At 65.2% G+C, this 25041-nt stretch carries 25 protein-coding genes, 1 other RNA gene and 2 pseudogenes; 15 read left to right on the top strand and 13 right to left on the bottom strand.

Translation table 11 applies throughout. The features are described from left to right. The first annotated feature begins 12 nt into the window (after positions 1 to 12). Both pta and VQ065_RS08115 read left to right on the top strand, forming a co-directional pair. Positions 13 to 2127 carry a phosphate acetyltransferase gene (gene pta / locus VQ065_RS08120; RefSeq protein ID WP_003085813.1) on the top strand — a complete coding sequence of 705 codons (2115 nt, stop codon included), beginning with the start codon at positions 13 to 15 and terminating at the stop codon, positions 2125 to 2127. A gap of 126 nt (positions 2128 to 2253) precedes the next feature. Then, on the top strand, positions 2254 to 3168 hold the full coding sequence (locus tag VQ065_RS08115; protein WP_003085811.1) for an acyltransferase: 915 nt from the start codon (positions 2254 to 2256) through the stop codon (positions 3166 to 3168). A 69-nt stretch (positions 3169 to 3237) separates the two neighbouring features. Here VQ065_RS08115 and VQ065_RS08110 read toward each other — a convergent pair whose 3' ends face one another. The 3 genes from VQ065_RS08110 to oruR all read right to left on the bottom strand — a co-directional run bounded on the left by VQ065_RS08110 (position 3238) and on the right by oruR (position 5819). After that, on the bottom strand, positions 3238 to 3951 hold the full coding sequence (locus tag VQ065_RS08110; RefSeq protein ID WP_003085808.1) for an OmpA family protein: 714 nt from the start codon (positions 3949 to 3951) through the stop codon (positions 3238 to 3240). 105 nt (positions 3952 to 4056) lie between these two features. After that, positions 4057 to 4698: an MBL fold metallo-hydrolase gene (locus tag VQ065_RS08105; RefSeq protein ID WP_003085806.1), complete on the bottom strand. Its 642-nt coding sequence runs from the start codon at positions 4696 to 4698 to the stop codon at positions 4057 to 4059. Between the two features lie 101 nt (positions 4699 to 4799). Beyond that, on the bottom strand, positions 4800 to 5819 hold the full coding sequence (gene oruR, locus VQ065_RS08100; RefSeq protein WP_003085802.1) for an ornithine utilization transcriptional regulator OruR: 1020 nt from the start codon (positions 5817 to 5819) through the stop codon (positions 4800 to 4802). A 124-nt stretch (positions 5820 to 5943) separates the two neighbouring features. Here oruR and VQ065_RS08095 point away from each other — a divergent pair, with 124 nt between their 5' ends. After that, entirely contained in the window at positions 5944 to 6777 is an 834-nt protein-coding gene (locus VQ065_RS08095) for a metal-dependent hydrolase (RefSeq protein ID WP_003085801.1), read from the top strand. A gap of 133 nt (positions 6778 to 6910) precedes the next feature. Here the strand turns inward: VQ065_RS08095 and VQ065_RS08090 are convergent, their stop codons facing one another. Continuing rightward, positions 6911 to 7852 carry an alpha/beta fold hydrolase gene (locus VQ065_RS08090; RefSeq protein ID WP_003085798.1) on the bottom strand — a complete coding sequence of 314 codons (942 nt, stop codon included), beginning with the start codon at positions 7850 to 7852 and terminating at the stop codon, positions 6911 to 6913. A gap of 108 nt (positions 7853 to 7960) precedes the next feature. Continuing rightward, positions 7961 to 8644 carry a TetR/AcrR family transcriptional regulator gene (locus VQ065_RS08085; RefSeq protein WP_003085795.1) on the bottom strand — a complete coding sequence of 228 codons (684 nt, stop codon included), beginning with the start codon at positions 8642 to 8644 and terminating at the stop codon, positions 7961 to 7963. 87 nt (positions 8645 to 8731) lie between these two features. Here VQ065_RS08085 and VQ065_RS08080 point away from each other — a divergent pair, with 87 nt between their 5' ends. The 3 genes from VQ065_RS08080 (at position 8732) to VQ065_RS08070 (ending at position 11949) form a co-directional block, all read left to right on the top strand. Next, a complete protein-coding gene (locus VQ065_RS08080) occupies positions 8732 to 9610 on the top strand; it encodes a hypothetical protein (RefSeq protein ID WP_003085791.1) in 879 nt (292 codons plus the stop codon). Positions 9611 to 9671: 61 nt separating this feature from the next. Beyond that, positions 9672 to 10024, top strand: a transfer-messenger RNA (tmRNA) gene (ssrA, locus tag VQ065_RS08075). Between the two features lie 215 nt (positions 10025 to 10239). Beyond that, entirely contained in the window at positions 10240 to 11949 is a 1710-nt protein-coding gene (locus tag VQ065_RS08070) for a DUF6119 family protein (protein ID WP_003085674.1), read from the top strand. Here the strand turns inward: VQ065_RS08070 and VQ065_RS08065 are convergent. Together VQ065_RS08065 and VQ065_RS08060 are read right to left on the bottom strand one after the other, a co-directional pair. Beyond that, entirely contained in the window at positions 11935 to 12921 is a 987-nt protein-coding gene (locus tag VQ065_RS08065; protein ID WP_003085672.1) for a phage integrase, read from the bottom strand. The two genes, VQ065_RS08070 and VQ065_RS08065, sit on opposite strands and share 15 nt — an antisense overlap. After that, positions 12921 to 13302: pseudogene (locus VQ065_RS08060) on the bottom strand (hypothetical protein); the annotation flags it as partial. The gene VQ065_RS08065 and the pseudogene VQ065_RS08060, both read right to left, overlap by 1 nt. A gap of 5 nt (positions 13303 to 13307) precedes the next feature. Between VQ065_RS08060 and VQ065_RS08055 the strand changes: the two are divergent. Further along, positions 13308 to 13415: pseudogene (locus VQ065_RS08055) on the top strand (IS5/IS1182 family transposase); the annotation flags it as partial. 115 nt (positions 13416 to 13530) lie between these two features. Here the strand turns inward: VQ065_RS08055 and VQ065_RS08050 are convergent. The 3 genes from VQ065_RS08050 to VQ065_RS08040 all read right to left on the bottom strand — a co-directional run bounded on the left by VQ065_RS08050 (position 13531) and on the right by VQ065_RS08040 (position 14747). Beyond that, positions 13531 to 13854 (bottom strand): XRE family transcriptional regulator, encoded by a 324-nt coding sequence (locus VQ065_RS08050; protein WP_003085668.1) that lies wholly within the window; start codon positions 13852 to 13854, stop codon positions 13531 to 13533. After that, on the bottom strand, positions 13847 to 14212 hold the full coding sequence (locus tag VQ065_RS08045) for a type II toxin-antitoxin system RelE/ParE family toxin (protein ID WP_003111825.1): 366 nt from the start codon (positions 14210 to 14212) through the stop codon (positions 13847 to 13849). The genes VQ065_RS08050 and VQ065_RS08045 overlap by 8 nt, the downstream gene beginning before the upstream one ends. 292 nt (positions 14213 to 14504) lie before the next feature. After that, positions 14505 to 14747 carry a hypothetical protein gene (locus tag VQ065_RS08040; RefSeq protein WP_042115131.1) on the bottom strand — a complete coding sequence of 81 codons (243 nt, stop codon included), beginning with the start codon at positions 14745 to 14747 and terminating at the stop codon, positions 14505 to 14507. 206 nt (positions 14748 to 14953) lie between these two features. Here VQ065_RS08040 and VQ065_RS08035 point away from each other — a divergent pair, with 206 nt between their 5' ends. Continuing rightward, positions 14954 to 15226 (top strand): hypothetical protein, encoded by a 273-nt coding sequence (locus tag VQ065_RS08035; protein WP_003085667.1) that lies wholly within the window; start codon positions 14954 to 14956, stop codon positions 15224 to 15226. 18 nt (positions 15227 to 15244) lie between these two features. Here the strand turns inward: VQ065_RS08035 and VQ065_RS08030 are convergent, their stop codons facing one another. Further along, on the bottom strand, positions 15245 to 15670 hold the full coding sequence (locus tag VQ065_RS08030) for a VOC family protein (protein ID WP_003085665.1): 426 nt from the start codon (positions 15668 to 15670) through the stop codon (positions 15245 to 15247). A gap of 100 nt (positions 15671 to 15770) precedes the next feature. On the opposite strand from VQ065_RS08030, the gene VQ065_RS08025 reads away from it, so the two are divergent. Further along, positions 15771 to 16655, top strand: coding sequence for a LysR substrate-binding domain-containing protein (locus tag VQ065_RS08025; RefSeq protein ID WP_003085663.1), 885 nt, complete (start codon positions 15771 to 15773; stop codon positions 16653 to 16655). On the opposite strand, the gene VQ065_RS08020 is transcribed toward VQ065_RS08025, so the two are convergent. After that, positions 16628 to 17581 (bottom strand): LysR family transcriptional regulator, encoded by a 954-nt coding sequence (locus tag VQ065_RS08020; RefSeq protein ID WP_003085661.1) that lies wholly within the window; start codon positions 17579 to 17581, stop codon positions 16628 to 16630. The two genes, VQ065_RS08025 and VQ065_RS08020, sit on opposite strands and share 28 nt — an antisense overlap. 220 nt (positions 17582 to 17801) lie before the next feature. Between VQ065_RS08020 and VQ065_RS08015 the strand changes: the two genes are divergently transcribed. The 6 genes from VQ065_RS08015 to VQ065_RS07990 all read left to right on the top strand — a co-directional run bounded on the left by VQ065_RS08015 (position 17802) and on the right by VQ065_RS07990 (position 24463). Beyond that, entirely contained in the window at positions 17802 to 18236 is a 435-nt protein-coding gene (locus VQ065_RS08015) for a RidA family protein (protein ID WP_003116494.1), read from the top strand. After that, the gene (locus VQ065_RS08010) at positions 18233 to 19480 is read left to right on the top strand and encodes an aminotransferase class V-fold PLP-dependent enzyme (protein WP_003454650.1); all 1248 of its coding nucleotides are present in this window, start codon (positions 18233 to 18235) and stop codon (positions 19478 to 19480) included. Before VQ065_RS08015 ends, VQ065_RS08010 begins: the two co-directional genes overlap by 4 nt. 288 nt (positions 19481 to 19768) lie before the next feature. Further along, entirely contained in the window at positions 19769 to 21064 is a 1296-nt protein-coding gene (locus tag VQ065_RS08005; protein WP_003085656.1) for a 3-keto-5-aminohexanoate cleavage protein, read from the top strand. Continuing rightward, on the top strand, positions 21061 to 22308 hold the full coding sequence (locus tag VQ065_RS08000) for an MFS transporter (RefSeq protein WP_003085654.1): 1248 nt from the start codon (positions 21061 to 21063) through the stop codon (positions 22306 to 22308). The genes VQ065_RS08005 and VQ065_RS08000 overlap by 4 nt, the downstream gene beginning before the upstream one ends. A gap of 30 nt (positions 22309 to 22338) precedes the next feature. After that, the gene (locus tag VQ065_RS07995) at positions 22339 to 23040 is read left to right on the top strand and encodes a haloacid dehalogenase type II (protein WP_003085652.1); all 702 of its coding nucleotides are present in this window, start codon (positions 22339 to 22341) and stop codon (positions 23038 to 23040) included. 106 nt (positions 23041 to 23146) lie between these two features. Beyond that, the gene (locus VQ065_RS07990; RefSeq protein WP_003085651.1) at positions 23147 to 24463 is read left to right on the top strand and encodes an Nramp family divalent metal transporter; all 1317 of its coding nucleotides are present in this window, start codon (positions 23147 to 23149) and stop codon (positions 24461 to 24463) included. Between the two features lie 51 nt (positions 24464 to 24514). Here the strand turns inward: VQ065_RS07990 and VQ065_RS07985 are convergent, their stop codons facing one another. Then, complete coding sequence (locus VQ065_RS07985) at positions 24515 to 24988, bottom strand: SRPBCC family protein (protein WP_003085649.1); 474 nt, start codon at positions 24986 to 24988, stop codon at positions 24515 to 24517. Positions 24989 to 25041: the final 53 nt, after the last annotated feature.

The following is a 25041-nucleotide window of genomic DNA, read 5'->3' as shown; positions in this document are numbered from 1 at the left end:
TAAGGAGCCCAGATGCATACCTTCTTCATCGCCCCGACCGGTTTCGGCGTCGGCCTCACCTCGATCAGCCTCGGCCTGCTTCGCGCCCTGGAACGCGCCGGGCTGAAGGTCGGCTTCTTCAAACCCATCGCCCAGCTGCATCCCGGCGACCTCGGCCCGGAGCGCTCCAGCGAACTGGTGGCGCGCACCCACGGCCTGGATACGCCGAAGCCGCTGCCGCTGGCCCAGGTCGAGCGGATGCTCGGCGACGGCCAACTGGACGAACTGCTCGAAGAGATCATCAGCCTCTACCAGCGCGCCGCCGCCGACAAGGACGTGGTGATCGTCGAAGGCATGGTACCGACCCGTCACGCCAGCTACGCCGCGCGGGTCAACTTCCACCTGGCGAAGAGTCTCGACGCCGAGGTGATCCTGGTCTCCGCGCCGGAAAACGAGACGCTCACCGAACTGACCGACCGTATCGAGATCCAGGCCCAACTGTTCGGCGGCCCGCGCGACCCGAAGGTGCTCGGGGTGATCCTCAACAAGGTCCGCGGCGAGGCCGACGCGGCCAACGCCGAGGACGGCGTGGCGGACTTCGCCCGGCGCCTCACCGAACACTCGCCGCTGCTGCGCGACGACTTCCGCCTGATCGGCTGCATTCCCTGGCAGGACGAACTCAACGCCGCGCGCACCCGCGACATCGCCGACCTGCTCAGCGCACGGGTGATCAACGCCGGCGACTACGAGCAGCGCCGGGTGCAGAAGATCGTGCTATGCGCCCGCGCCGTGCCCAACACCGTGCAACTGCTCAAGCCCGGCGTGCTGGTGGTGACCCCCGGCGACCGCGACGACATCATCCTTGCCGCCAGCCTGGCCGCGATGAACGGCGTACCCTTGGCCGGCCTGCTGCTGTGCAGCGACTTCCCGCCCGACCCGCGGATCATGGAACTCTGCCGCGGCGCCTTGCAGGGAGGCCTGCCAGTGCTGTCGGTGGCCACCGGCTCCTACGACACCGCGACCAACCTGAACCGGATGAACAAGGAAATCCCGGTGGACGACCGCGAGCGCGCCGAGCGGGTCACCGAGTTCGTCGCCGGGCACATCGATTTCGAATGGCTCAAGCAGCGCTGCGGTACGCCGCGCGAGCTGCGCCTGTCGCCGCCGGCGTTCCGCTACCAGGTGGTGCAACGCGCGCAGAAGGCCGGCAAGCGCATCGTCCTGCCCGAGGGCAGCGAGCCGCGCACCGTGCAGGCGGCGGCGATCTGCCAGGCGCGCGGCATCGCCCGCTGCGTGCTGCTGGCCAAGCCGGACGAGGTCCAGGCGGTGGCCCAGGCCCAGGGCATCGTGCTACCGGAAGGCCTGGAGATCATCGACCCGGACCTGGTGCGGCAGCGCTACGTCGAACCGATGGTCGAGCTGCGCAAGGGCAAGGGGCTGAACGCGCCGATGGCGGAGCAGCAACTGGAGGACAGCGTGGTCCTGGCGACCATGATGCTTGCCCTGGACGAGGTCGACGGCCTGGTCTCCGGCGCCATCCACACCACCGCCAGCACCATCCGCCCGGCGCTGCAACTGATCAAGACCGCGCCCGGCTACAACCTGGTGTCGTCAGTGTTTTTCATGTTGTTACCGGACCAGGTGCTGGTCTACGGCGATTGCGCGGTGAATCCCGATCCTTCGGCCAGTGACCTGGCCGAGATCGCCGTGCAGAGTGCCGCGTCGGCGCAGGCTTTCGGCATCCCTGCACGGGTCGCGATGATCAGCTACTCCACCGGCGACTCCGGTTCCGGGGTGGATGTCGACAAGGTTCGCGAGGCCACCCGCCTGGCGCGCGAGCAGCGCCCCGACCTGTTGATCGACGGACCCTTGCAGTATGATGCCGCCGCCATCGCCAGCGTCGGCCGCCAGAAGGCGCCGAACAGCCCGGTGGCCGGGCAGGCCACGGTGTTCATCTTCCCCGACCTGAACACCGGCAACACCACCTACAAGGCGGTGCAGCGCAGCGCCGATTGCGTCAGCGTCGGGCCGATGCTGCAAGGCCTGCGCAAACCGGTGAACGACCTGTCGCGCGGCGCGCTGGTGGAAGACATCGTCTACACCATCGCCCTCACCGCCATCCAGGCGGACGCCCAGGCCCCGGCCTGAAGGAACGCCGCCCAGTGGGCGGCACTGGCTTCGGCCAGGCACGAGGATGTGCCATGTGAACGGCGGGACCACGCCCCGCTCCACGCGCCCGGCCCTGGCCGGGCGCCTACGTACAAGGACTCCTTGATGCTGTCGTTTCTCCCCCATTTCCTGCGCGGCTCCCTGGCCGGCCTGCTGCTGGTGTCCAGCACCCTGTGCTGGGCCTGCCTGCTGTTCGGCATGACCCTGGTCAAGCTGCTCCTGCCGTTCGCCGCCGCCCAGCGCCTGTGCAGCAAGATCATGAGCCTGATCGCCGAAGGCTGGATCGCCTGCAACAAGGGCTGGATGAACCTGGTCCAGCGCACCCGCTGGAACGTCCAGGGCCTGGAGGGCCTGGAGTACCAACACTCCTACCTGGTCACCAGCAACCACCAGAGCTGGGTCGACATCCTCGTCCTGCAATACCAGTTGAACCGGCGCATCCCGCTGCTGCGCTTCTTCCTCAAGCAGGAACTGATCTGGGTCCCGATCATCGGCCTGTGCTGGTGGGCCCTCGATTTCCCCTTCATGAAGCGCTACAGCAAGGCCTACCTGGCCAGGCACCCGGAGAAGAAAGGCCAGGACCTGGCGACCACGCGCAAGGCCTGCGCCAAGTTCAGCCGCATCCCGGTAGCGGTGTTCAACTTCCTCGAAGGCACCCGTTTCACCCGCGCCAAGCACGACGAGCAGCAGTCGCCGTTCCGCCACCTGCTCAAGCCCAAGGCCGGCGGCATCGCCTTCGTCCTCGACGCCATGGGGGAGCAATTGAAGACCCTGGTCAACGTGACCATCCACTACCCGGACGGCAGCCCGACCTTCTGGTGCCTGCTTTCCGGACGCCTGAAGGACGTCGTGGTGCGCTTCGAGGAACTGGAGATTCCGCGCCAGTTCGTCGGCAAGAGCTACGACCAGGACGCCGGCTACCGCGCGGAATTCCAGCAATGGGTCAACCAGCTGTGGGAGCGCAAGGACCAGTTGCTCGACAGCCTGCACCGCGAGTTTCCCGGTAACGCCAAGGCGTAGGACGAAGAGCGCCGACCAGCGCCCATGAAAAAGCCCGCCGAATGGCGGGCTTTTTCGTCCAGGCCGCGATCAGTACTGCGGCTGGGTCTGCGCCGGGCCCTGGGCGCCCGGAACCGGTCGCAGGTTGACCTCGACGCGCCGGTTCTGCGCGCGACCGTCGGCGGTGGAGTTGCTCGCGATCGGCTGGTCCGGGCCCATGCCGCGGGTACTCAGGCGGGTGCCGTCGACGCCCTGGGCGGTCAGGTAGCCGGCCACGCTCTGCGCACGACGCTGGGACAGGTCCATGTTGTGCTGGCGGCTGCCGGTGCTGTCGGTGTAGCCGACGATCTCGATGGTGTTCTGGTTGTACTGCTTGAACGAGTTCGCCAGGTTGTTCAGCGGCGCGTAGAAGCTCGGAGCGATGTTCGCCGAATCGGTGGCGAAGGTGATGTTGCCCGGCATGATCAGCTTGATATCGTCGCCCTGGCGCTGCACTTCCACGCCGGTGCCTTCCATCTGCCGACGCAGCTCGGCTTCCTGCTTGTCGGCGTAGTAGCCATAGCCCGCGGCGGCGGCGCCAGCGACGGCAGCGCCGATCAGCGCGCCCTTGCCACGGTTGTTGTGGTCGATCGCGGCGCCGGCGACGGCGCCGGCCAGCGCACCCAGTCCGCCGTACTTGGCCGTCTTGCTCATGCCACCCTGGCTTTGGCTTTGCGTGTCGTAGGGGTTGTTGTTGGCACAACCGGCGAGCAGCGCCAGTGCGGTGACGGCTGCGGCCAGAGGCAGGCAACGGGAGGTGAACATGGGAAAACTACTCCTCGAGGTACTGAAACGCCCCTGCGTGAGGGGCGGCCGACATCTTAGAGCATAGCCAGGTGGCAAAATTCCCGATGCTCGGAAAAATCCTTTTCAGCCCCTGACGAAGGGATTCTCGCGCATCTCCTCGCCCAGCGTGGTGTCCGGGCCGTGGCCGGCGACCACCGTGGCATCCTCGTCGAGGCTGTACAGGCGCTGCCGGATCGAACGTTGGATCGCCGCCGAGTCGCCGCCCCACAGGTCGGTGCGGCCGATGCCGCGGCGGAACAGGGTGTCGCCGGCGATCAGCAGCTTCGCCCGGGGGAACCAGAAACTCATCGAGCCCGGCGTATGCCCCGGCGTGTGCAGTGCCACTCCGCAACCGCAGGCCAGTTCCTCGTCGTCGGCCAGCCAGCGGTCCGGGGCCGGCACCGGCGTGTAGGGCACGCCGAACAGTTGGCACTGCATCTCCAGGTTGTCCCAGAGGAACTGGTCGTCCTTGTGCAGGTGCAGGCTGGCGCCGGTGCGTTTCTTCATCTCGCCGGAGGCGAGGAAGTGATCCAGGTGCGCATGGGTATGGATGATGCTGACCACTTGCAGGCCGAGGCGGTCGAGGCGCTGCAGGATCAGTTCGTGGTCGCCGCCCGGATCGACGACGATGGCCTTCCTGGTCAGCGGATCGCCAATGATGGTGCAGTTGCACTGCAAAGGCCCGACGGGAAAGGTTTCGCGGATCAGCGCGGGGGATGTCGACATGCAAGACTCCGATCACGGTCGGCGCGGCAAGCGCGCCATGGATTTCTATGAAACGCCAAGCATGGCACATCCATCCGCTGCCGAGGATCGCCGGCGTCGGCTCAGGGCGCTTCGCGGTAGTCGCTGGGCAGCTTGCCGGTCCACTTGCGGAACGCCCGGCGGAAGTTCGACGAATCGTTGAAGCCGAGCAACAGGGCGATCTCGTACAGCGGTAGCTGGGTGGTGGCCAGGTATTGCAGGGCCAGGCGCTTGCGCACATCGTCGAGGACCTGCTGGTAGGTGGTGCCCAGCGACGACAGGTGCCGGCGCAGGCTGCGCCCGCTGGTGTGCAGTTCGCGGGCGGCCTGTTCGAGATCGGGGAAGTCGCCGGGACGCGCCAGCAGCAGGCGGCGCACACGGGTCAGCAGGCCTTCCTGGACGTCCAGGGTGGCCAGCAGCGCCTCGCACTGCTGCTCGCACATCTGCACCGTGGCCGGGTTGGCCAGCGCCATCGGTCGTTCCAGGTACTCGCTGGGCATGCTCAGCCAGTGCCAGGGCTGCTCGAACTCCGCGGCCACCCCGAACACCTCAGCGTAGCGCCGGGCATGGGCCGGCGGCGGATAGGCGAAGCCGACCCGCACGTCCTGCAACGGCTCGCCGACCAGGAAGCAGGCGATGGAATACAGCGTCGCCATCAGGCCCTCGGCGGCGAACACCGAGGCGGCGCCCAGCGGCATCGACTCCACCGCGCGCAACTCAGCGCGGCCGTCATCGAGCACCAGTTCCAGTTCGTAGGCCAGGCCGAGCACCCGGTAGTACTTGAGGGCGAACTGGATGGCCTTGCCCAGGTTGGCGCTGGACAGCACCGCGTAGCCGAGGATGCCATGGGCGGAGACGTTCAGGCGCTGGCCGAGCACCAGCCCCAGCGCCGGCTCGCCGCACAGGGCCTGGGCGCTGTAGGTGAGCTGGTTGAAGTCGAGGAAGGACAGGCGGCCGTTCGGGCTGTCCAGCACCTCGGGACGCACCCGCGCAGCGTCGAACAGCGCCTGGCGGGATACGCCGTACTCCGCGACGAGATCGAGGAGTGCCTCGGCATAGGCCACCGGCACCAGTTCGGCGGTGAAATTGAGCGGTTGTTTCATGGCTGTTTATTGTTCTGACCGCTGGCCGGATATGACCGGAAAGTTGGCAGAAGATAACCTTGTGAGGCTACCCCCCGCAAGCGATAGTCGATCCCATGGTCCTTCACCATCACAGGGAGCCGCTATGGCCAGCACCACCCCCGAAGGTCTGGAGATCCGCCCGCGTCATCTGGACTTCGACCTGCCCGATCCGATGCCGCGCCACTGGCACAGCGGCGACGCTTTCAAGACCCACATGTTCAACGCCATGTCGGTGCTGTTCCCCGATGGCGAGCGCTTCTTCATCGACTCCGTGCGCCACTACCGCGAGCGGGTCGAGGACCCGGCGCTGAAGCAGCAGATCCGTGGCTTCATCGGCCAGGAAGGCCACCACAGCCGCGAGCACCTGGTCTACAGCGACCGCCTGCGCGCCCTCGGCTACGACATCGACCGCCTGGAAGGCGGCGCCAAGCGGCGCATCCGCTTCGCCCAGCAAAAACTGCACCCGTCGCGGCAACTGGCGGCCACCGCGGCCCTGGAGCACCTCACCGCGATCATGGCCGACGGCCTGCTGAGCAACCCCAGGTGGCTGGAAGGCGCCGACCCGACCATGGCCCGCCTGTGGCGTTGGCACGCACTGGAGGAAACCGAGCACAAGGCGGTGGCCTACGACGTGTTCATGCTGGTCAACGGCAAGGCCAGGCTGCGCCGCCGGGCGATGGTCCAGGGCACCTTCTTCTTCGCCCTCGACACCACCAAGGGCCTGGTCCACATGCTCAAGCGCGACGGCCTGCTGTGGAACTTCAAGGTCTGGCGCGACGGCATCAAGTGGCTGTGGGGCAAGGACGGCGTGTTCCGCTCGCTGGTGGGCGTGTACCTGGACTTCTACAAGAAGGACTTCCACCCCTGGCAGCACAATAACCTGCACCTCATCGAGCAGTACCGCGACCAGTTCGAACCGCAACCGAAGGCCGCCTGACCCGCCTCGCCGCCCCTCCGCGCCGCGAGAGGGGCATGCATCGTTTCCCAACCCTGTCTGGTATTTCGGCCTTTCGTCCACGCATTAAAAAGCCCGCGACTGACCAGCGCGGGCTTCTTCATGACGGCCTGGATCAGGCCATCAGGAAGCGCAGTGCATCCGCCGCGGTCTGCTCGGGAATCTCCTCCATGGGGATATGCCCGACGCCCGGATAGGTCTTCACCTGGATCCCCGGCAGGTCGCGTTGCCACAGCGGTACGTGCTTCGGCGAGATCCAGCGGTCGCGTTCGCCCCACATCAGCAGGGTCGGCGCGACGATCCGGGCGATGCGTTCGCCAGAGGTGCCGAGTTCCTCGCGGTTGACCTTCAGCAACACGCGGAAGATCTCCATCATGCCCTTGCGGTTGCCCGGGCGGCGGCTCAGATCGTAGTAGCGGTCGACCACCCCCGGCTTGATCCGCCCCGGCTCGCCATAGACTTCCTTGATGCCCTGGGCGATCAGCGCTCGCGGCATCCACAGCGGCATCGCCAGGGTCGAGCCGGGCAGCGCCGCCGAGGCGATCATCCACGGCACCTTGCGCATCTGGTAACCGGCCGGGTCGATCAGCACCAGCCGCTCCACCCGCTGCGGCTGCGCCAGGGCGAAGTTCCAGGCGATATAGCCGCCCAGGGAGTTGCCGGCGATCGAGGCCTTGTCGATCTTCAGGAAATCGAGCAACTGACCGAGGATCGCCACCATGCGCTCGCCAGAGTAACGGCTGTCACGCCCCGGCCCGGTCAGGCCGAAGCCCGGCACGTCGAAGCGCACGATGCGGAAGTAGGGCGACATCGCCTTCACCCAGTCGTCCCAGGTGTGCAGCGAGGCGACCACGCCGTGGATCATCACCAGTACCGGCTTGTCGCGGCTGCCTTCGTCGCGGTAGTGCAGCGGGAAACCGTCCAGCTCGATGAAGCGCGAGCCGCTGGACGGTGCGGCGTAGCGCTCGCGCAACGACTCCAGCGAGAGGGAGCCGAAGCCCAGGCGGGCGAATCCGACCGCCAGCGGCGGTTGCAGCAGATAGGGTGTCGCGGACATGGACGCACGTCTCCCGTCTTGTTGTTATGACAGGGCATCAGAGCATGGCCACGGCGGGCTGCGAGCCCAACCTAGGTTCTGTAGGCGCGAGCGGCGACTGCCCGGCTGTTACCCTTGCAGTCTCGTCGGAGCCTGGGTGCTGGGACAGAGCGTACCCACCAGCAGGTCGCCGAGCACCCGCTTGACCCGCGGCAGCTCCAGCGGGTCGCTGGCATTGAGCAGCTCCAGCGAAGCCGCCTCCATCGCCCAGATCAGCACCCGGTAGGTCAGCGCATCGTGGGCCGCACCCTGGGCGCCCAGGCGCTCGGCCCACAGCTCGATAATCTTCAGGTGCGCGCGCTGCCGGTGCGCCGCCAGCGGCGAGCCGGCATGCAGGGCCTCCTCCTGCATCATGCGGATGATCGGACCGACCGCCAGGTGGTAGTCGAAGAACAGCGAGACCATCGCCCGCAGCCAGTCCTCGTCGCTGCCGGCCTCGCTGCGCAGCCCGCCGAAGCGCGCCAGCAGCAATTGCACGGCGCTGTGGTAGATGCTTTCCAGCACCTCCAGCTTGCCGGCGAAATACTTGTAGAAAGTCCGCCGCGAGACCCGCGCCGCCTCCAGCAGGTCGTTGACCGTGGTCTCGGCGACCCCCTTGCGGGTGAACACCGGGATCGCCGCGAGCTGGATGTTGGTCCGTTGCAGATGCCCCACCAGCGGCCCCTCGCCCTGCGCCGCCTGGCGCGCCAGCGCGCCGTAGCCGCCGAGATCCTCAAATACCGCCTGCAAGCCGTCCCACTGCGCCGTTGCCATCCCGTCCGCCCCAATCGAAGCGCGGGGTGACGGCGGCCCCGGCCATCGCTAACCTAGGCCGATCCACGCGCCCCGCAAGGAAAGTCCGTGCCGACCCTATCACGCCGCCTGCTCTGGCCGCTGGCCATCCTTTTACTGGTTCTCGGCCGCCCGCTCGCGGCCGCCGACCTCTACTACCTCGGCCAGCGCATCCCGGACATCCAGAAGCCCTGGGACAGCCACGACTACCAGGTGCTGATCGACGCCCTGAAGAAGATCGAGGAAACCCAGAAAAACGCCCTGCCGCGACGCAGCGGCGAATTCACCGGGCCGCTCTACCTGCGCATGGTCAGCGAGGAAAACTTCCGCCCGCAGCTGAACATCTACAGCCCCTTGGAGATCCGCCAGAACGAGGCCCGCGAAGTACTGTTCAAGCTCAAGGAGCTGATGCGCCTGTACTTCGACTTCCGCGCCGCCAAACAGCCCTACGGCGCCGAGGCGCTGGGCCTGATGAGCTACTCGCTGCGCGAGCAGTCGATCCTGTTCACCCTCACCGTCGAATTCTGGATGACCCTGTCCCAGGCCGAGCAGCGCAACCCCGCGCGCCTGCAGGGCATGCAGGAAACCAAGGCGGCCGCGGCGATGCTCACCGGCAGCGCCCTCGACTACCTCGGCCTCACCGCCCAGTTCGAGCGCCAGGACCTGGTGCTCTACTCCGCCGAACTGGCCAAGGAAATGCCCGAGCTGTTCATCCACCTGCCCTCCCCGGTGCGCGCCCAGTTGCTGGAACGCATCGCCGATTTCGCCAAGGACCACCCTTACCCCGAGGTCCGCGACAACATGCGCGACCTGCAACCGGTGTTGCAGGCGATCCAGGCCGACGTGGAAAAGCAGCTGGCGCCCGGGCGGAACGCCAAGGCACCGGCCAAAGCCCTGGACCTGAGCCCGCCTCCGGAGGGGAAACCCAGCGGCGTCAAAGGTTTATGAGCGGCGGATTGGACTCTCGCAGCCCTTTGCCGTAGACTGGTCGTCGACCTGTCAAGGTTTTGGGGCCGATTAGGATTCGACGCCGGTAACAAAACTTGAGGGGCATGCCGAGCTGGTAGCAGAACTCGTAAATTCGCTGCTGCAAACTTATAGTTGCCAACGACGACAACTACGCTCTAGCTGCTTAATGCGGCTAGCAGTCGCTAGGGGATGCCTGTAAACCCGAAACGACTGTCAGATAGAACAGGATCGCCGCCAAGTTCGCTGTAGACGTAACGGCTAAAACTCATACAGCTCGCTCCAAGCACCCTGCCACTCGGGCGGCGCGGAGTTAACTCAGTAGAGCTGGCTAAGCATGTAGAACCGATAGCGGAGAGCTGGCGGACGGGGGTTCAAATCCCCCCGGCTCCACCAAACGCAAACGATAAGCCCCTGATTTTCCTAGTGAATTTCAGGGGCTTTTTCGTTTCCACCCGTTTAGTGTCGCAAACTGTCGAATTTCATCCTTCCACCTTGCTCCTCCTCCTGCTCGCGCACTCGTTTTCGCTCCGTGACAAAGACCAAAGCGCTGTCTACCATCCATAATGGCAATTCACCAGCAGTCAGGATAGACATCGACAGGAGGTCATATGAGTCTCGAGAAGCTAACCGTCTATAAGATCAAAGAACACATAACTAGTTTCGACGAATTTATTAATGAGACAGATGGTAAACGCCGTCCTCTGCCACCGTTAAGACCTATAAGAATTGAAAATGCACCGGCCGGCGTTGAAGTTCAGGCGTCATTTTCTCACAAAAAACATGAAACACAGAAGACTGCTGCAGATGTCCCCTGGATAGTTTTTATTAACGAGGGGACCGATGAGCCCATAAACTTCAACTGCAGAAACACTTTCCCATGCGCTGTCGTCGCAATAAAAATAACAACTCAAAACATCTCGAAATTTTACGCACTGACATTCGGACTAGGCGCAGAAACCTTTCTGGACAATGAAAAGATTGTTCGAGACTTCGGACTGAGAGTCGCAATGAATATTTGCGATACCGAAAAATTACGACGAATACAGACGAATATACATGAAGCAGTATCCACGCACGCAGAAAGACAAATCAGCACAGGAAGCAACCTAAGTGTATTTCAGATTAATGATGAAAAGGAGTTTCTTAGATCAGTAACAGGAGTCGCTCGCGCAGAATACAACTTCATAAAATCCTTCACTGGCAAAGATAACATCTCACTCAAGATAAAAAATGACAACCCCTTGAACTGGGAGTCTCTAATACCAAAATTGCAAACCCTAGAAGATGCCTACAACCAAGATAACTACCTGCAAGTCTTCCAAGGCTATTCAAAATTCCACTTCGAGAACGACCCAAATACTATACAGCAGCTAGACAGTGAAGTATTTGAAAGGATCAGGAATGGAAACTTCGAGAACATCCATCTCTCCCCCCCGGAGTTTACAGACTTCGAGAGCAGGTATTTCACATACAAGGCAGAGGGCGGCGACCAGCACGACGATCTATCTGTTGACGATTTCATAACTTCACGTAGAGCGTTTAGCGATAGATCGAGCATTAACAGCTTGAAGACGCATAAAATTTACGTTTGGAGTAGCGAGACAGGAAACAAAGTTACGAGCTGGCCAGTTTATAGGTGTTTAGTCGCAGAAATAGAATTAAACAACGACACCTATATACTAAGCATGGCACAATGGAAAAAAGTATCGACGGACTTCAAGCAAGAAGTTGAAGACTACGTATCAGATATCCCCTCCAATCAAAGTGCATACCTTACCAACAACGTATCAATATGGGACGCTCAGAGAAACCAAAATCGGGAGGAAATCTACAACCAAGAGCTATACAACACAAACAATGACATTTTTCTTTTTGACAAAGCAAAAGTCCATATAGCTGGGGAGCGAATTTACGAGGTATGTGACTTACTACACTCAGATAAATCGTTAATTCACGTAAAGCGACTAAAGTCCGGCTCCGCCTCTATCAGTCACTTATTCCTTCAGGGGAAATTTTATTCCGACGCATTCATATCAGATCAAAAGTGCCGAGAAAGCATGCGCGAACACATTACAGAAAACCACAACGAAAGGCCCACCCAAGCCTTCACAGACATACTCCCAGATAATCGAAACGACATAGTAACAAACGACTACACAATTATATTTTGCATATTGACCGAAAAAGCAGATCCAGACATTAACTCGCTTCCCTTCATGGCAAGATATGAGCTCATGCATAGTCACAAGCACATTAATCAAGCACTTGGATTTAAGTGCGAATATAAATTAGTGAGTGTAGTACTAGGCCCACCTTAATGGCCCATATTTCACAGCGTCCTGAAGATGATCAGGCGACGGATGGGCGTATCGCATGGTCATCGTCAGCGTCGAATGACCCAGGATTTTCTGCAGCGTGAGGATGTTCCCGCCATTCATCATGAAGTGGCTGGCGAAGGTGTGCCGGAGAGCGTGGCTAGCCTGGCCTTGAGGTAATTGAATTGTGGTGCGCTCCAGGGCGCGGCGGAAGGATGTGATGCAGGACGTGAACGGACCATGCATCGGCCAGTGCGCCCTCACCCGGTCAGCCAGCTCTGCTGGAATCGGTACGTGGCGAACCTTCCCTGACTTGGTTCCCGCATAGGTCACGACGTTGCCCTGGAGCCGCTGAGCGGGGAGCTTTTCAGCCTCTGACCATCGAGCACCGGTAGCCAGACAGAGCAGCGTCACCAGCTCGGTATGTGGGTTGTCGCACCGGTTGCGGATGGAGTCGAGAAGCTCGCCGATCTGCTCGGTCGTCAGCCAGGACAGTTCCCCCTCCTGCAGCTTGAGCAGCTTCACCCCGGCCAGCGGGTTGTCGTAGTCGATCTGGCCCAGGTCCTTCAGCTCATTGAACACCGCGCGAATGTATCCCAGTTCGTTGTTCAGGGTCTTCCCGGATATCCCCTCCTCCAGCCGCTTCCGCCGCAAGCTCGCGTAAGAGGATGCATCCAGGGCCGTCGCAATCGGGTCACCCAGTCGGGCAGCCAATTGCAGCGGCTTGGAGAGTCGCCGGGGTGCGTCGCGCAGTGAGTGGGCATGTAGGTCGTACCAGAGTTGCACTAGTTCGGAGAGCCTACGACGGTCCTTAGGCTTTGGCGTCCAGGCAGAGTTTTCAATGGTTCTTTGCCGCACGGTGGCTTCGAACCGCTGGACTTCGCCCTTGGTCTTGAACCGCTTGCGAAAGCGCTTGCCCTTGATCGGTTCTACATCGACGAACCAACGGCCATCGGGGAGCTTGGTGATCGACATTAGACGGCATACCCCCGCCGCAGATACCGATCACACATCAGCTTGTGTATATGCCTTTCCAGATCGCGACGAGTCCAACCCTTGGCGAGATAGTGGTCTTCGATGACGTGCCAGAACTCCAGTCGGTGGGCGGACTCAATCGCCTTTTTTGCGGGGATGCGCTCCCGTGCGATCAGGCAGATGAACTGGCCCAGGAACATCTCGCAGTTCTTGCCGGAGAAGCCCATGGTCGTCTTGTGGTAGCGGCGGTATTCGACGCGTTCGATCAGCGGGTCGGACCTTCACGTCCTGCATGATCAGCGACCAGAACGGGTCATACACGGCATCACGGGCGAGAAGCTTGTAAGCCTCGCAGGCATAGCCGAACAGGCCTTGCAGGTGCGCTTCGGGGACTGACCAAGAACACCGTGCAACTGGTGACGCTGTTCGCCCTGTCGAACCTATGGATGGCCCGTCGGCACTTGCTGGCCGGCGCAGGAGAGGTACGCGTGTAAAACACAGAAACCAGGGCAAAAGCCTGGCTTCGGGTGAATCAGCCCCCGAAGGCTGGGCTGAAAAAGGAGTCAGGTCGCCAATCGGTTGCGTGTGACTGACTTGTTCGGAGCTTCCTTAGGCGCCTGCCTCTTCGATATCCGCGAAGTTGCTGATTTTCACCGCACCATCCGGGAAGCGTGCAATCACTTCCAGCTGGCCGCCCATGGCTTCGATGTGGCTGCGCAAGGTGGAGATGTACATATCCGTACGCCGCTCCATTTTGGCAATTGCCGGCTGCTGCACCTGCAGCACTTCAGACAGCATCTTCTGCGACAAGCCTCTAGCCTGGCGCAACTCATTCAGGGGCATTTCAGCCAACAGTTCCTGGGCCTTGGCCTCGACGCGGGCCTGTGCCTCAGGCGACATTTGCGCCCGAAGGTCGGAGAATTTCTTAACCATCGATCAGTCCCTCCTCACGGAGCTGGTGCAAGTGTTCGTCATAGAGGCGGTCGGCAATGGGCACGTTCAATTCGTACCAACGATCATCGCCAGTCTTGTCGCCACCGATCAGCAGTATCGCGGAGCGTCTGGGGTCAAACGCGTAAAGCGTTCGGAAAGGTCGCCCGCCGTGTTGAGTCCGTAGCTCTCTCATATGGCCATGGCGGGAGCCATTGATGCCGCTGCTGTGGGGGTGCCCCAAGGATGGCCCCCGCTCCTCAAGCAAGCGAACCGTCACAGCTAGCGACTCCTGCTCATCCTCGGACAGAGAACCCCACCAATCACCGAACTCGTCGGTGTACTCGATATCCCACGCCACAAAATATAACCCCCAGGGAATATTCCATCAAAGGAATCCTACTTAAAGAGACCGCTTCCCGACAACGGACAGAACGCACGGAGTCCTGAAGACGATCCGGCGCCAGACGGACGAACCAGGACCAGCGAGGCAGCCTCATTCCGTGTGTCGAAAAAGTGTCGAAATTACTCGCCCATACAGGCCGGCATAGCACAGAGCTTGGCCCGTCCCCTCCGATCCAGCCCCAGTCCTGCCCAGCCTTGGCTATTTATGACCATTAACGAGAACGGGCCGGGGGCACCGCCTCCGTCGGTTATCGGTGTCTGCGTGCGTATTCCGCCTCGAACAGCGACAGCAAGGAGCCGGTGATGCGGCAGGTGCTTTCACCGGGTTCTTCGGTTTCGTCGAGCAGGTCGAGGACGCTCAGCGTTCCGATCGCCGACTCCAGACGGGTGCGGGCGGTGTCGAACAGATCTTCGCTGGCTGCGCTGCAGTCCAGGTAGAGGGTGGCGCAGCCGGGATGCTGGTTGCATTGCGAGGTGCGTCGCAGGGGGATGAAGGTGGAAGGGGACTGTGCGGTGACGGTTTTGCCCGGACAAGGTGCCGCTCGGGCAAGGTGCGAAGCGCTTCACAAAATGCCAAACAGAGGGCGAGCGCATCCCATCGCCAACACGCAATCGCCTTGAATGGCCGCTTCGATTCCTCGTCATGCGGGGATGCCGTGCTCGGCTCCAGCGCATCGCCACCCACACCGGAAACCCTATGCCCTACCGCGTTCTCCTGCTCATCCTGGCCCTGACGCCCGCCCTCGCCTCCTCCGCCACCCTGGACGAACGCCTGGGCGACCTTGAACACGCCTTCAAGCCCGACCTCGACGGGACGACAAGCGCAAAGCCGGCCAGCCCGCCGCCGGAGCGGTTCAAGCTGGCGCCGCTGGGCAGCGTGGTGCGCAAGAAAGAGTGCGCGACATCGAGCCTACCGGACGAGCAGTCCAGCTGCGCGGCGCTGGAGTTCTGCACGGACTGCGCACAGTAAGGTGGAGCGCCGGCAATCTCACTTGGCGAACAACTGACCCATGTCGCGGAAGCTCTTGAACTCCAGCGCGTTGCCGCAGGGGTCGAAGAGAAACAGCGTGGCCTGCTCGCCGACCTGGCCCTTGAAGCGGATGTAGGGCTCGATCACGAAGCGGGTGCCGCGCTGCTTCAGGCGTTCGGCCAGGGCGTGCCAGTCGTCCCATGCGAGGACCACGCCGAAGTGCGGCACCGGCACGTCGTGGCCGTCCACCGGGTTGCTGCCGGCGTGGCGCTGGGAATCGGTCTGCGGATGCTGGTGGATGACCAACTGGTGGCCGAAGAAGTCGAAGTCGACCCAGTGCTCGGCGGAGCGGCCTTCGCTCAGGCCGAAGACCTCGCCGTAAAAGCGCCGGGCGGCGGGCAGGTCGTGGACGGGGATGGCGAGGTGGAAGGGCATCAGGCTCATGGCGCGGTTCCTCTGTGGGTGTGCCGGGATTATTTGCCGTGCCGATTTCGATGGAAAGCGCATAATATTTCGCCTGAGCAACACTTTTTTCGAGGCTTGGATGATCCGCGAACTCCGCACCCTGGTCGCCGTGGCGCGCCGGGGCTCCTTCGCCGCGGCGGGGGAACAGGTGGGGCTGACGCAGTCGGCGGTGAGCGCGCAGATCCGCGCGCTGGAACGCAGCGTCGGCGTCGAGTTGTTCAAGCGCACGCCGCGCGCGGCACACCTGAACGAGGTCGGGAGGCAGGCGGTGCGTACGGCCGAGCAGATCCTCGCGCTGTTCGACGGCATCGGCCAGGGCGACAGCCCGCGCGGACGCCTGCGCATCGGTGCGGTGAACACGGCGCAGACCGGGCTGCTGCCGGAGGTGCTCAAGCGCCTCGCCGAACAGGCGCCACACATCGAGCCGCAGGTGGTGCCGGGCGTCTCGCTGCACCTGCTGGACCAGGTGGACGCCGCCGAACTGGACCTGGCGATCCTCATCCGCCCGCCGTTCAACCTGCCGCGCGGGCTCTCCGCGCAACGGGTCGAGCGCCAGCCGTTCGTGCTGATCGCGCCGCCGCAATGCACTGCGACGGATGCGCTGGAATTGCTGCGCACGCAACCGTTCATCCGCTACGACCATGTGTCCTTCGGCGGTCGCCTGGTGGGCGATTTCCTCGAGGCGCAACAGCTCAGACCACGCCAGGTGATGGAGCTGGATGAGATCGACGCGATCGCGCGGATGGTGGAGAACGGTCTCGGCGTGGCGCTGCTGCCCCGGGCCGGGCTGTGGCTACGCGAGCCGGCGCGGGTACGGGTGATCGAACTGGGCGCGCTGGAATTCCAGCGCGAGCTGGTGATGGTCAGCCGCAGCGGTTCGGCGCAGGACGACCTGGTCGGTGAATTCCGCCGCGCCCTGCTGGCCGAGACGGCGGCTCAGGAGGCCGCGCCGACCACCGCGTAGCGCGGCGCCGGGCGCGCCAGCTCGCCGAGGAAGGTCCACAGGCGTTCGGCCTCGCCGGGTAGCGGCAGGCGGCGACGGATCAGGGTGTAGCGCAACGGCACGTCGAAGCGCTGGCCGCCGGCGCGCACCAGGCGACGGCTGGCGAGGTCCTCGCGGACCAGGGTATGCGGCAGCCAGGCGACGCCCAGGCGCGACTGGGCGAAGAAGCGCAGCCCCTCGGTCTGGCTGGAACTGTGATGGCGCTGGAGGAACAGGCCGCTGTCGCGCAGCAGCGGTTCCAGGGCCCAGCCCAGGTGGCATTCCTCGGAGTAGCCGAGGAACGACAGCGCTTCGGTCTGCAGGCGGTCGAGATTGAACAGCGGCTGGCCGGCGGCGTCCGGCGCGCAGACCGCCACCAGTTGTTCGTGGCCAAGCTCCAGGCGCTGGAACTCGGCTTCGCTGTCGATGCCCAGGCGGCGCGACACCGCCTCGCCTTCGTCGAGCAACGCCACCACGTAGTCCACCGAGCCGTCGCGCAGGCGCGACAGGCATTGCGGCAGGTAATCGCAGTCGACGCTGAACTTGGCGCTGCGGAAGTCCGCCTGCAGGCGCGGAATCCAGTGCGGGAAGAACACCGAGGAGAGGATGTGCGGGGCGCAGAAACGAATGCGCCGCTGGGCGTCTTCGTCGCGCTCGCGGATCGACTGGCGCAGGTTGTCCAGGGCGCGCACCGCGTCCTGCGCCACGCCTTGCAACTGGCGGCCGGCCTCGGTCAGTTCGAGGGCGTGCTTGTGGCGCTCGAACACCGGCGCGCCGAGCCACTGTTCCAGGGTCTGGATACGCCGGCTGAGCCCGGACACGGAGACATGGCACTCCTGCGCCGCACGGCTGAAGCTCTTGATCCGACAGAGGACGAGGAAGTCCTTGAGCATCACCAGGTCGATCATCGTTGCGCGTTCCTCAACGGTCGGGCGTTTTCAGTCTACTTCGCGCGGCGGTGCCTGTTGCAAGGCTAAAGTTCGGTTTGTTTTGCCGATTTGGCAAGCAGCTCGTCGACTCCCGCAAAACAGACCGGGAAAACCGGCCCACAGTAGTGAGGTCGCGCTTTTCCAGCCATCGACCCGCCCGAGCATCGTGGCCGGGCGGGTCCGCCACGAGGACAGGACCATGCAGACATCCCCCGCTCCGGCCATCGTCGCCGGCGGCGCCTACCAGCCGGTGGTGCTCCACGCCGGCATCGCCTACGTCAGCGGCCAGTTGCCGCGCCAGCACGGCGAGCTGCGCTGGACCGGCAAGGTCGGCAGCGAACTCGACCTGGAACAGGCCCGCCAGGCCGCCCGGCTCTGCGCGGCGCGCTGCCTGCAGGCGCTGGAGGAGGCGCTGGGCGGCCTGCAACGGGTCGAGCGGCTGCTCAAGGTGACCGGCTACGTCGCCAGCGCGGCGGGTTTCGTCCAGCAGCCGGCGGTGATCGATGCCGCCAGCGAATATTTCGACGAGGTGCTCGGCGCGCGCGGCGGCCACGCCCGCGCCGCCGTCGGCGTGGCCGAGCTGCCGCGCGGCGCCGCGGTGGAGGTGGAACTGATCGCGGCGGTGCGGCCATGAGCGCGCTCTTCCCCGCCGCCCCCGACGCCTTCGGTGCCGACGAACTGCTGCGCCTGCGCCGCGAGACCCCGGCCTGGGGCAGCTACGCGCACTTCGCCCATGGCTCCGCCAGCCTGCCGCCGCAGGTGCTCTACGACGCCCTCGACAGCTGGCTGGAAGCCGAGCGGCGCTGGGGCGTGCAGCGCGCCGCCGAGCATTTCGCCGAGCCCTTGCTGGCGGTCCGCGACAGCGTCGCGCGAGTGCTCGGCACCCAGCCACGGCACATCGCCCTGCTCGACTGCGCCAGCCGCGCATGGTCGGTGGCCTTTGCCGCGGCCCTGGCCGCCCATCCACGGATACGGGCGATCAGCAGCTTCGACGAATACGGTTCCAACAGCCTGTGCCTGCTCGCCGCGCGCCAGCAGCGCGGGCTGGAGCTGCGCCTGATCGACGCGCGCGGCGACGCCGCACAGCTGTTGCAACGGCTCGACGAGCAGTTGCACGACCTCGCCCCCGGCCAGACGCCGCTGCTGTCGCTCAGCGCGGTGCCCACCGGGCATGGCGCGGCTACCGCGCTGGAGGGCGTGGCCGAGCGCATCCGCGCCCATGACGGGCTGTTCTTCCTCGATGCCAGCCATGCGGTCGGCCAGTTGCCGCTGGCGGTGGAGGCGATCGGCTGCGACGTGCTGGTGTTCCCGCCGCGCAAGTGGCTGCGCGGACCGAAGGGACTCGGCGTGCTTTATCTCGGCGAACGTGCCCTGGAGCGCCTGGCCCTGCCCGACGGGCTGGACGTCGGCGGCGCGCAATGGAGCGACGCCTTCGCCCTGCAGGCGCGGGATGACGCGCGGCGCTTCGAATGCTCGGAGTTCAACCCGGGACTGCGCCTGGCGCTCAAGGCCAGTTGCGACTACCTGTTGCAGACCGACGTCCGGCGCATCGCCCGGCGTAACCGCCAGTTGCGCGAACGCATCGCCCAGCAGCTCTACCGCCGGCTCGGCTGGACGCCGCTGGAACAAGGGCCGCACGCCAGCGCGTTGATGACCTACGCGGCCCCCGAACTGAGCGGCGAGCAATGGCTGAAGCGCCTCCACGCGCGCGGCGTGAACGCCTCCTACATCGGCCCGCAGTATGCCCGCTGGGCGCTGCGCGAGCAGGCGCTGCCGGGGGTACTGCGCCTGACTCCGCACTACCTGACCGACGACGGCGAGATCGAGCGCCTCGGCGAGGCCCTGGAGGATTGCCTGCGACAGCGCGCCGCCAGTTGAGCGACCTTGCGCGAATGGCAACGTTGCGCCGCCGTGCCGGCGGTTGGCGCAACGCCGGGCGATTTGCGCAAGGTCTTTGTGCCGGCGGCAACGAGCGTTGCCGAATGCGCCGCGCACGGCCGCCGCCATGCGGTTTAAATCCCTCTCGTAGAACAACGCATAACGATCCCGCCAGCGACATCTTTCACCTGCCTGAGACACCGACGACTTTCGACGCCCTGGGCAGCCTTTCGGTCCGCCGCGGACCGCTCCGCCCTCAATGGAATGATGAATGGAGGAAAGACGACCATGACCGGATCCCGGAAAACCCTGATTCTCGGATGCGCCTCCACCGGCGCCAAGTTCACCCCGCGCAACCACGCCGCCACCGGCGACCGCCTGCTCGACAGCATCTGCACCGGCGCCACCATCCGCACCGCCCCCGGCGAACTGCTGGACGAAGCGCGCCAGCTCTACGAGATGGGTTGCCGCTACTACCACTATCATGCGCGCAACCCGCTGACCCAGGAACAGACCACCGACAACGACATCTACCAGGCGGTCAGCCGCGCCCTGCAGAACCGCTTCCCCGACCTGATGCTGAGCTTCGGCGCCAGCCGCAACGGCAGCGAGGTGCAGGAGAACATCCGCCGCTTCGGCGAGTGGGAGCGGGTCAGCCACTGCGCCATCCCGCTGCACCTGGGCGGTGCGCACTTCGTGACGATCCAGGCGGCCATCGAACTGCAGGTGATCTGCGAGCTGGAGAAGCAAAGGCGCAAGCTCGACCTCGACTATGCCTCCAGCCCGGCTTTCCTCGCCGACCTGCGCGACTACCAGCCGTCGACGGCGCTGGAAAGGGCCGAGTTGCAGACCCACTCCACCAGCAAGGGCGCCGACTACGGGGTGACCTCGCCGATGACCCAGTTCCAGGTCTACCGCAACGCCATCCAGGCGCGCCAGAAGCTCGGCCTGTTCCACGAGGTGGAGTGGGTGCAGCATGTGCGCAGCTACGCCATGACCCGTTTCGCCGTGGAGCACCCGCGCTTGCGCCTGGGCGGTTCCGGCCAGTTGAACGTGATCCTGCTGTTCGGCTTCTCGCCACGCCTGCCGTTCCCGGAGACCTACCAGCAGTTCCGCGCGGTGATCGAGAGCGCCAAGAGCCTGGAGTACGACATCGGCGAACCCGGCGTGCGCAAGCGCAAGGTCAGCATCACGGTCGGCGCGGCGGTGATGCCGCAGCATGCCGCGCAGCACTTCCGGCCGCTCGACGTCGGTCCTCGCGCCGGCACCCCGCTCTGCGCGGTGCGCCGGCTGGCCGCCTATGCCGCGCAGGCGGACAGCCAGGTCGATGTGCTGCGGGTCGGCATGGAGGACACGCCCTACGCGGTGGACGATGACGGCCGGGTGACGCTCAGCGACAACTGCCAACTGCTGCGCCAGGCCCTCGACGAACTGCGCGCCAACGGCGCCGAGGCCGAGCTCGACGGCGAACGGATCTTCCAGCGCATGGGCATGGAACGCACCCTCGGCGAATACCTGTCGCTGCAGCGCCTGCATCCGCTCGGCGAAGCCAACTTCACCCTCGCACGGGAGTTCGTCCAGTGACCGCCGCCCTCGCCGCGAACCCGACCCAGCGCTACCGCTGGGTCATCCTGCTGATCGCCACCTTCGCCCAGGCCTGCGCCTGCTTCTTCGTCCAGGGCATCGGCGCGATCGCCGTGTTCATCCAGAACGACCTGCAACTCTCGTCGCTGCAGATCGGCCTGCTGGTGTCGGCGGCGCAGCTGGTGCCGATCGTCGGCCTGCTGGTGGCCGGCGAGCTGCTCGACCGCTACTCCGAACGGCTGGTGGTCGGCCTCGGCACGCTGATCGTCGCGCTGGCCCTCTGCGCCTCGCTGTGGGCCACCGACTACCTGACCATCCTGCTGTTCCTGGTGGTCGTCGGCGCCGGCTACAGCACGGCGCAGCCGGGCGGCAGCAAGTCGGTGTCACGCTGGTTCGCCAAGACCCAGTTGGGCTTCGCCATGGGCATCCGCCAGGCCGGGCTGCCGCTGGGCGGCGCGCTGTCCGCCGCGCTGCTGCCGTACCTGGCGGGGATCTACGGCTGGCGCAGTGCATTCCTCGCCGGCGGCCTGGTGGCGTTCCTCGGCGCGCTGGCCTTCATGCTCTTCTACCGCACCCCGCCGGACGCCCCGGCGCCCGGCGCGAACCCCGCCGAACGCGACCTGGGCGCAGTGGTGAAGTCGCGGCTGGCGATGATCACCGACCCGGCGATGAAGAACATCGTCTGTTCCGGGGTGGCGCTGATCTCGGTGCAGTACGGCATCCTGGTGTTCACCGTGCTCTACCTGCACGAGACCCTGGAGATCGGCATCGGCATGGCCGCGACCCTGCTGTTCGTCGCCCAGGGCAGCGGCGTCGCCGGGCGCATCCTGCTGGCCGCCTGGAGCGACCGCTGCCGCGCCGGGCGCTACTTCCCGGTGATGGTCTGCCTCGGCGCGGTGATCCTCGGCCTGCTGGCGCTGGTCCTGCTGCCCCTGCAATCACCGTTGGGGATGGGCCTGGTAGTGGCCTGGCTGGGCTTCTTCGGCTTCGGCTGGTACGGTCCCTGGGTGGCCTATGTGGCGGATACTGCGCCGGTCGGCAAGACCGGCTTCGCCCTCGGCCTGGCGATGGCCATCAACCAGTTGGCGATCGTTCTCGCGCCACCGGCGCTGGGGCTGCTCAAGGACTTCAGCCACAGCTTCGTCCCCGGCTGGCTGGCGCTCTGCCTGATGGCGGCGGTAGCCCTTGTGGTCACCGCCTGGAGCGGCCGCGGCCTGCCCACGGCGCTGCCACAGAAGCACTGAAGCGATGACGGCCACGGCCGAGGAGGCACGATGCGCGCGATCCTGTTCGATGTGTTCGGTACCCTGGTGGACTGGCGTTCCAGCCTGATCGAGCAGTTCCAGGCGTTGGAGCGCGAACTCGGCGGGACCCTGCCCTGCGTGGAACTGACCGACCGCTGGCGCCAGCAATACAAGCCGGCGATGGACCGGGTACGCAACGGCCAGGCGCCCTGGCAGCACCTCGACCAGTTGCACCGGCAGAGTCTCGAGGCTCTGGCCGGAGAGTTCGGCCTGGCGCTGGACGAGGCCCTGCTGCAACGCATCACTGGCTTCTGGCACCGCCTGCGGCCGTGGCCGGACACGCTCGCCGGGATGCACGCGCTGAAGGCCGACTACTGGCTCGCCGCGCTGAGCAACGGCAACACCGCGCTGATGCTCGACGTCGCGCGGCACGCCGGGCTGCCCTGGGACATGCTGCTGTGCGCCGACCTGTTCGGCCACTACAAGCCCGACCCGCAGGTCTACCTCGGCGCCTGCCGCCTGCTCGACCTGCCGCCGCAGGAGGTGATGCTCTGCGCGGCGCACAACTACGACCTCAAGGCCGCGCGCGCCCTCGGCCTGAAGACCGCGTTCATCGCCCGGCCGCTGGAATACGGCCCCGGCCAGTCCCAGGACCTCGCCGCCGAGCAGGACTGGGACCTGATCGCCAGCGACCTGCCGGACCTGCACCGGCAACTGGCGGCCTCAGCCTGACCGACTTCCTCCTTCCTGCCCCCTGAACCGCTCGCCCAACCCGCGCGCCACGGCGCGCCGGGAAAGGCGCGCGCAGCGCCGGCACGCGTCCGGCAGGAGCTTCGTCATGTCCGCGAAGGATACCCCGGCCGCCCAGGCCGCCGAGCCCGGTCACGCACAACCGGTCGAAGTCCCCGGTGGCGGCCACTGGTGGCGCCGCCTGCTGGCCTTCGCCGGCCCCGGCTACCTGGTCGCGGTGGGCTACATGGACCCGGGCAACTGGGCCACCGACGTCGCCGGCGGCGCGCAGCTGGGCTACCTGCTGCTCTCGGTGATCCTGCTCTCCAGCCTGATGGCGATGCTGCTGCAGGCGCTGTCCGCGCGCCTGGGCATCGCCAGCGGCCTGGACCTGGCCCAGGCCTGCCGCGAACGCTACTCGCCGAGCACCTGCCGCCTGCTGTGGCTGGCCTGCGAGACGGCGATCATCGCCTGCGACCTGGCCGAGGTGATCGGCACCGCCATCGCCCTGAAGCTGCTGTTCGGCCTGCCGCTGGCCTGGGGCGCGTTGCTCTGCGTGGGCGACGCGCTGCTGGTGCTGGTGCTGATCGGACGTGGCCAACGGCCGCTGGAGGCCTTCGTGGTGGCGTTGCTGACACTGATCTTCGCCTGCTTCGCGGTACAGTTGCTGCTCTCGCGCCCCGAACTCGGCGAGGTGCTCCAAGGATTCTTGCCGAGCCCGCGAATGCTCAGCGACCCGGCTGCCCTGTACCTGGCGATCGGCATCGTCGGCGCGACCGTCATGCCGCACAACCTCTACCTGCATTCCTCGCTGGTGCAGAGCCGCGCCTACCCGCGCAGCCTCGCCGGCAAGCGCCAGGCACTGCGCTGGGCGGTGGCCGACAGCAGCCTGGCGCTGACCCTGGCGCTGCTGGTCAACGCGGCGATCCTGATCGTCGCCGCCAGCGTGTTCCACCGCAACGGGCACACCGAGGTGGTCGATATCGAGCAGGCCCACGCGCTGCTCTCGCCATTGCTCGGCCTGGAACTCGCCTCGCTGCTGTTCGCCGTGGCGCTGCTCGCGTCCGGCCTCAACTCGACGGTCACCACCACCCTGGCCGGGCAGATCGTCATGGAGGGCTTCCTCCGCCTGCGCCTGGCGCCCTGGGCGCGGCGCCTGCTGACCCGTGGCGTCGCGGTGCTGCCGGTGCTGCTGGTGACCCTGCTCTACGGCGAGGACGGCACCGCGCGGCTGTTGATCTTCAGCCAGGTGATCCTGTCGATGCAGTTGCCGCTGGCGGTGATCCCGCTGCTACAGTTCGTTTCCGACCGGCGCCTGATGGGCCCGCTGGCGATCGGCGCCGGGACCCGGTGGCTGGCCTGGGCGGTAGCGCTGGCGATCGTCGGCCTGAACCTGCAACTGCTGGCCGACTTCGCGTTCGGCTGAGCATTGCCTGAGGGCACGCTGCGCGGTGCGGGACGCGCACTCAGGCAATGCTCAGCCATCGAGACCGCGGGGAAAACGGTCGGCCACCAGGTTCAAGGCGATGCCGTGCTCCAGGCAGGCCTTGAGTCCGGCCAGCACCAGGGTGAAACCTTCGGTGGCGTCGACCACCCGCGGGATGACCTCTTCCGGGGTGCCGACGAAACCGCTGTTGCGGATGCTGACGAAGGTTCCGGCGCCGGGCAGTTCCTCGAACAGCCACTCCACCTGGGAAGGGTTGCTGTCGCCATTCGGCCATTCGATGAGGATGCGGCGGTTCGTTTGCAGGTCTTTCACTTCGATTTCCTGGGAAACCCCGTACATGTCCCAGTGCCAGCGCAGCCGTTTCCCGGCTTCGAGGCGGGCATCGCCACGGCTGAACCAGAACCTGGCGGTGATGGCCGGATCGACGAAGGCTTCGAAGACCTCGGCGATGGGGCGGCGGATCAGCATTTCCGCCTTGGCGACGACCTGTGCGACGGCAGTCATGGCAAGTCCTCCATGGGGGTGGGCAAGGGAGCGGCCGCCGCATCGGGCGGCCG

Source organism: Pseudomonas sp. KBN10P06128, assembly GCF_037574945.1.
GTDB classification, from domain to species: Bacteria; Pseudomonadota; Gammaproteobacteria; order Pseudomonadales; family Pseudomonadaceae; genus Pseudomonas; species Pseudomonas aeruginosa.
This window is presented reverse-complemented; position numbering and strand designations above follow the sequence as displayed.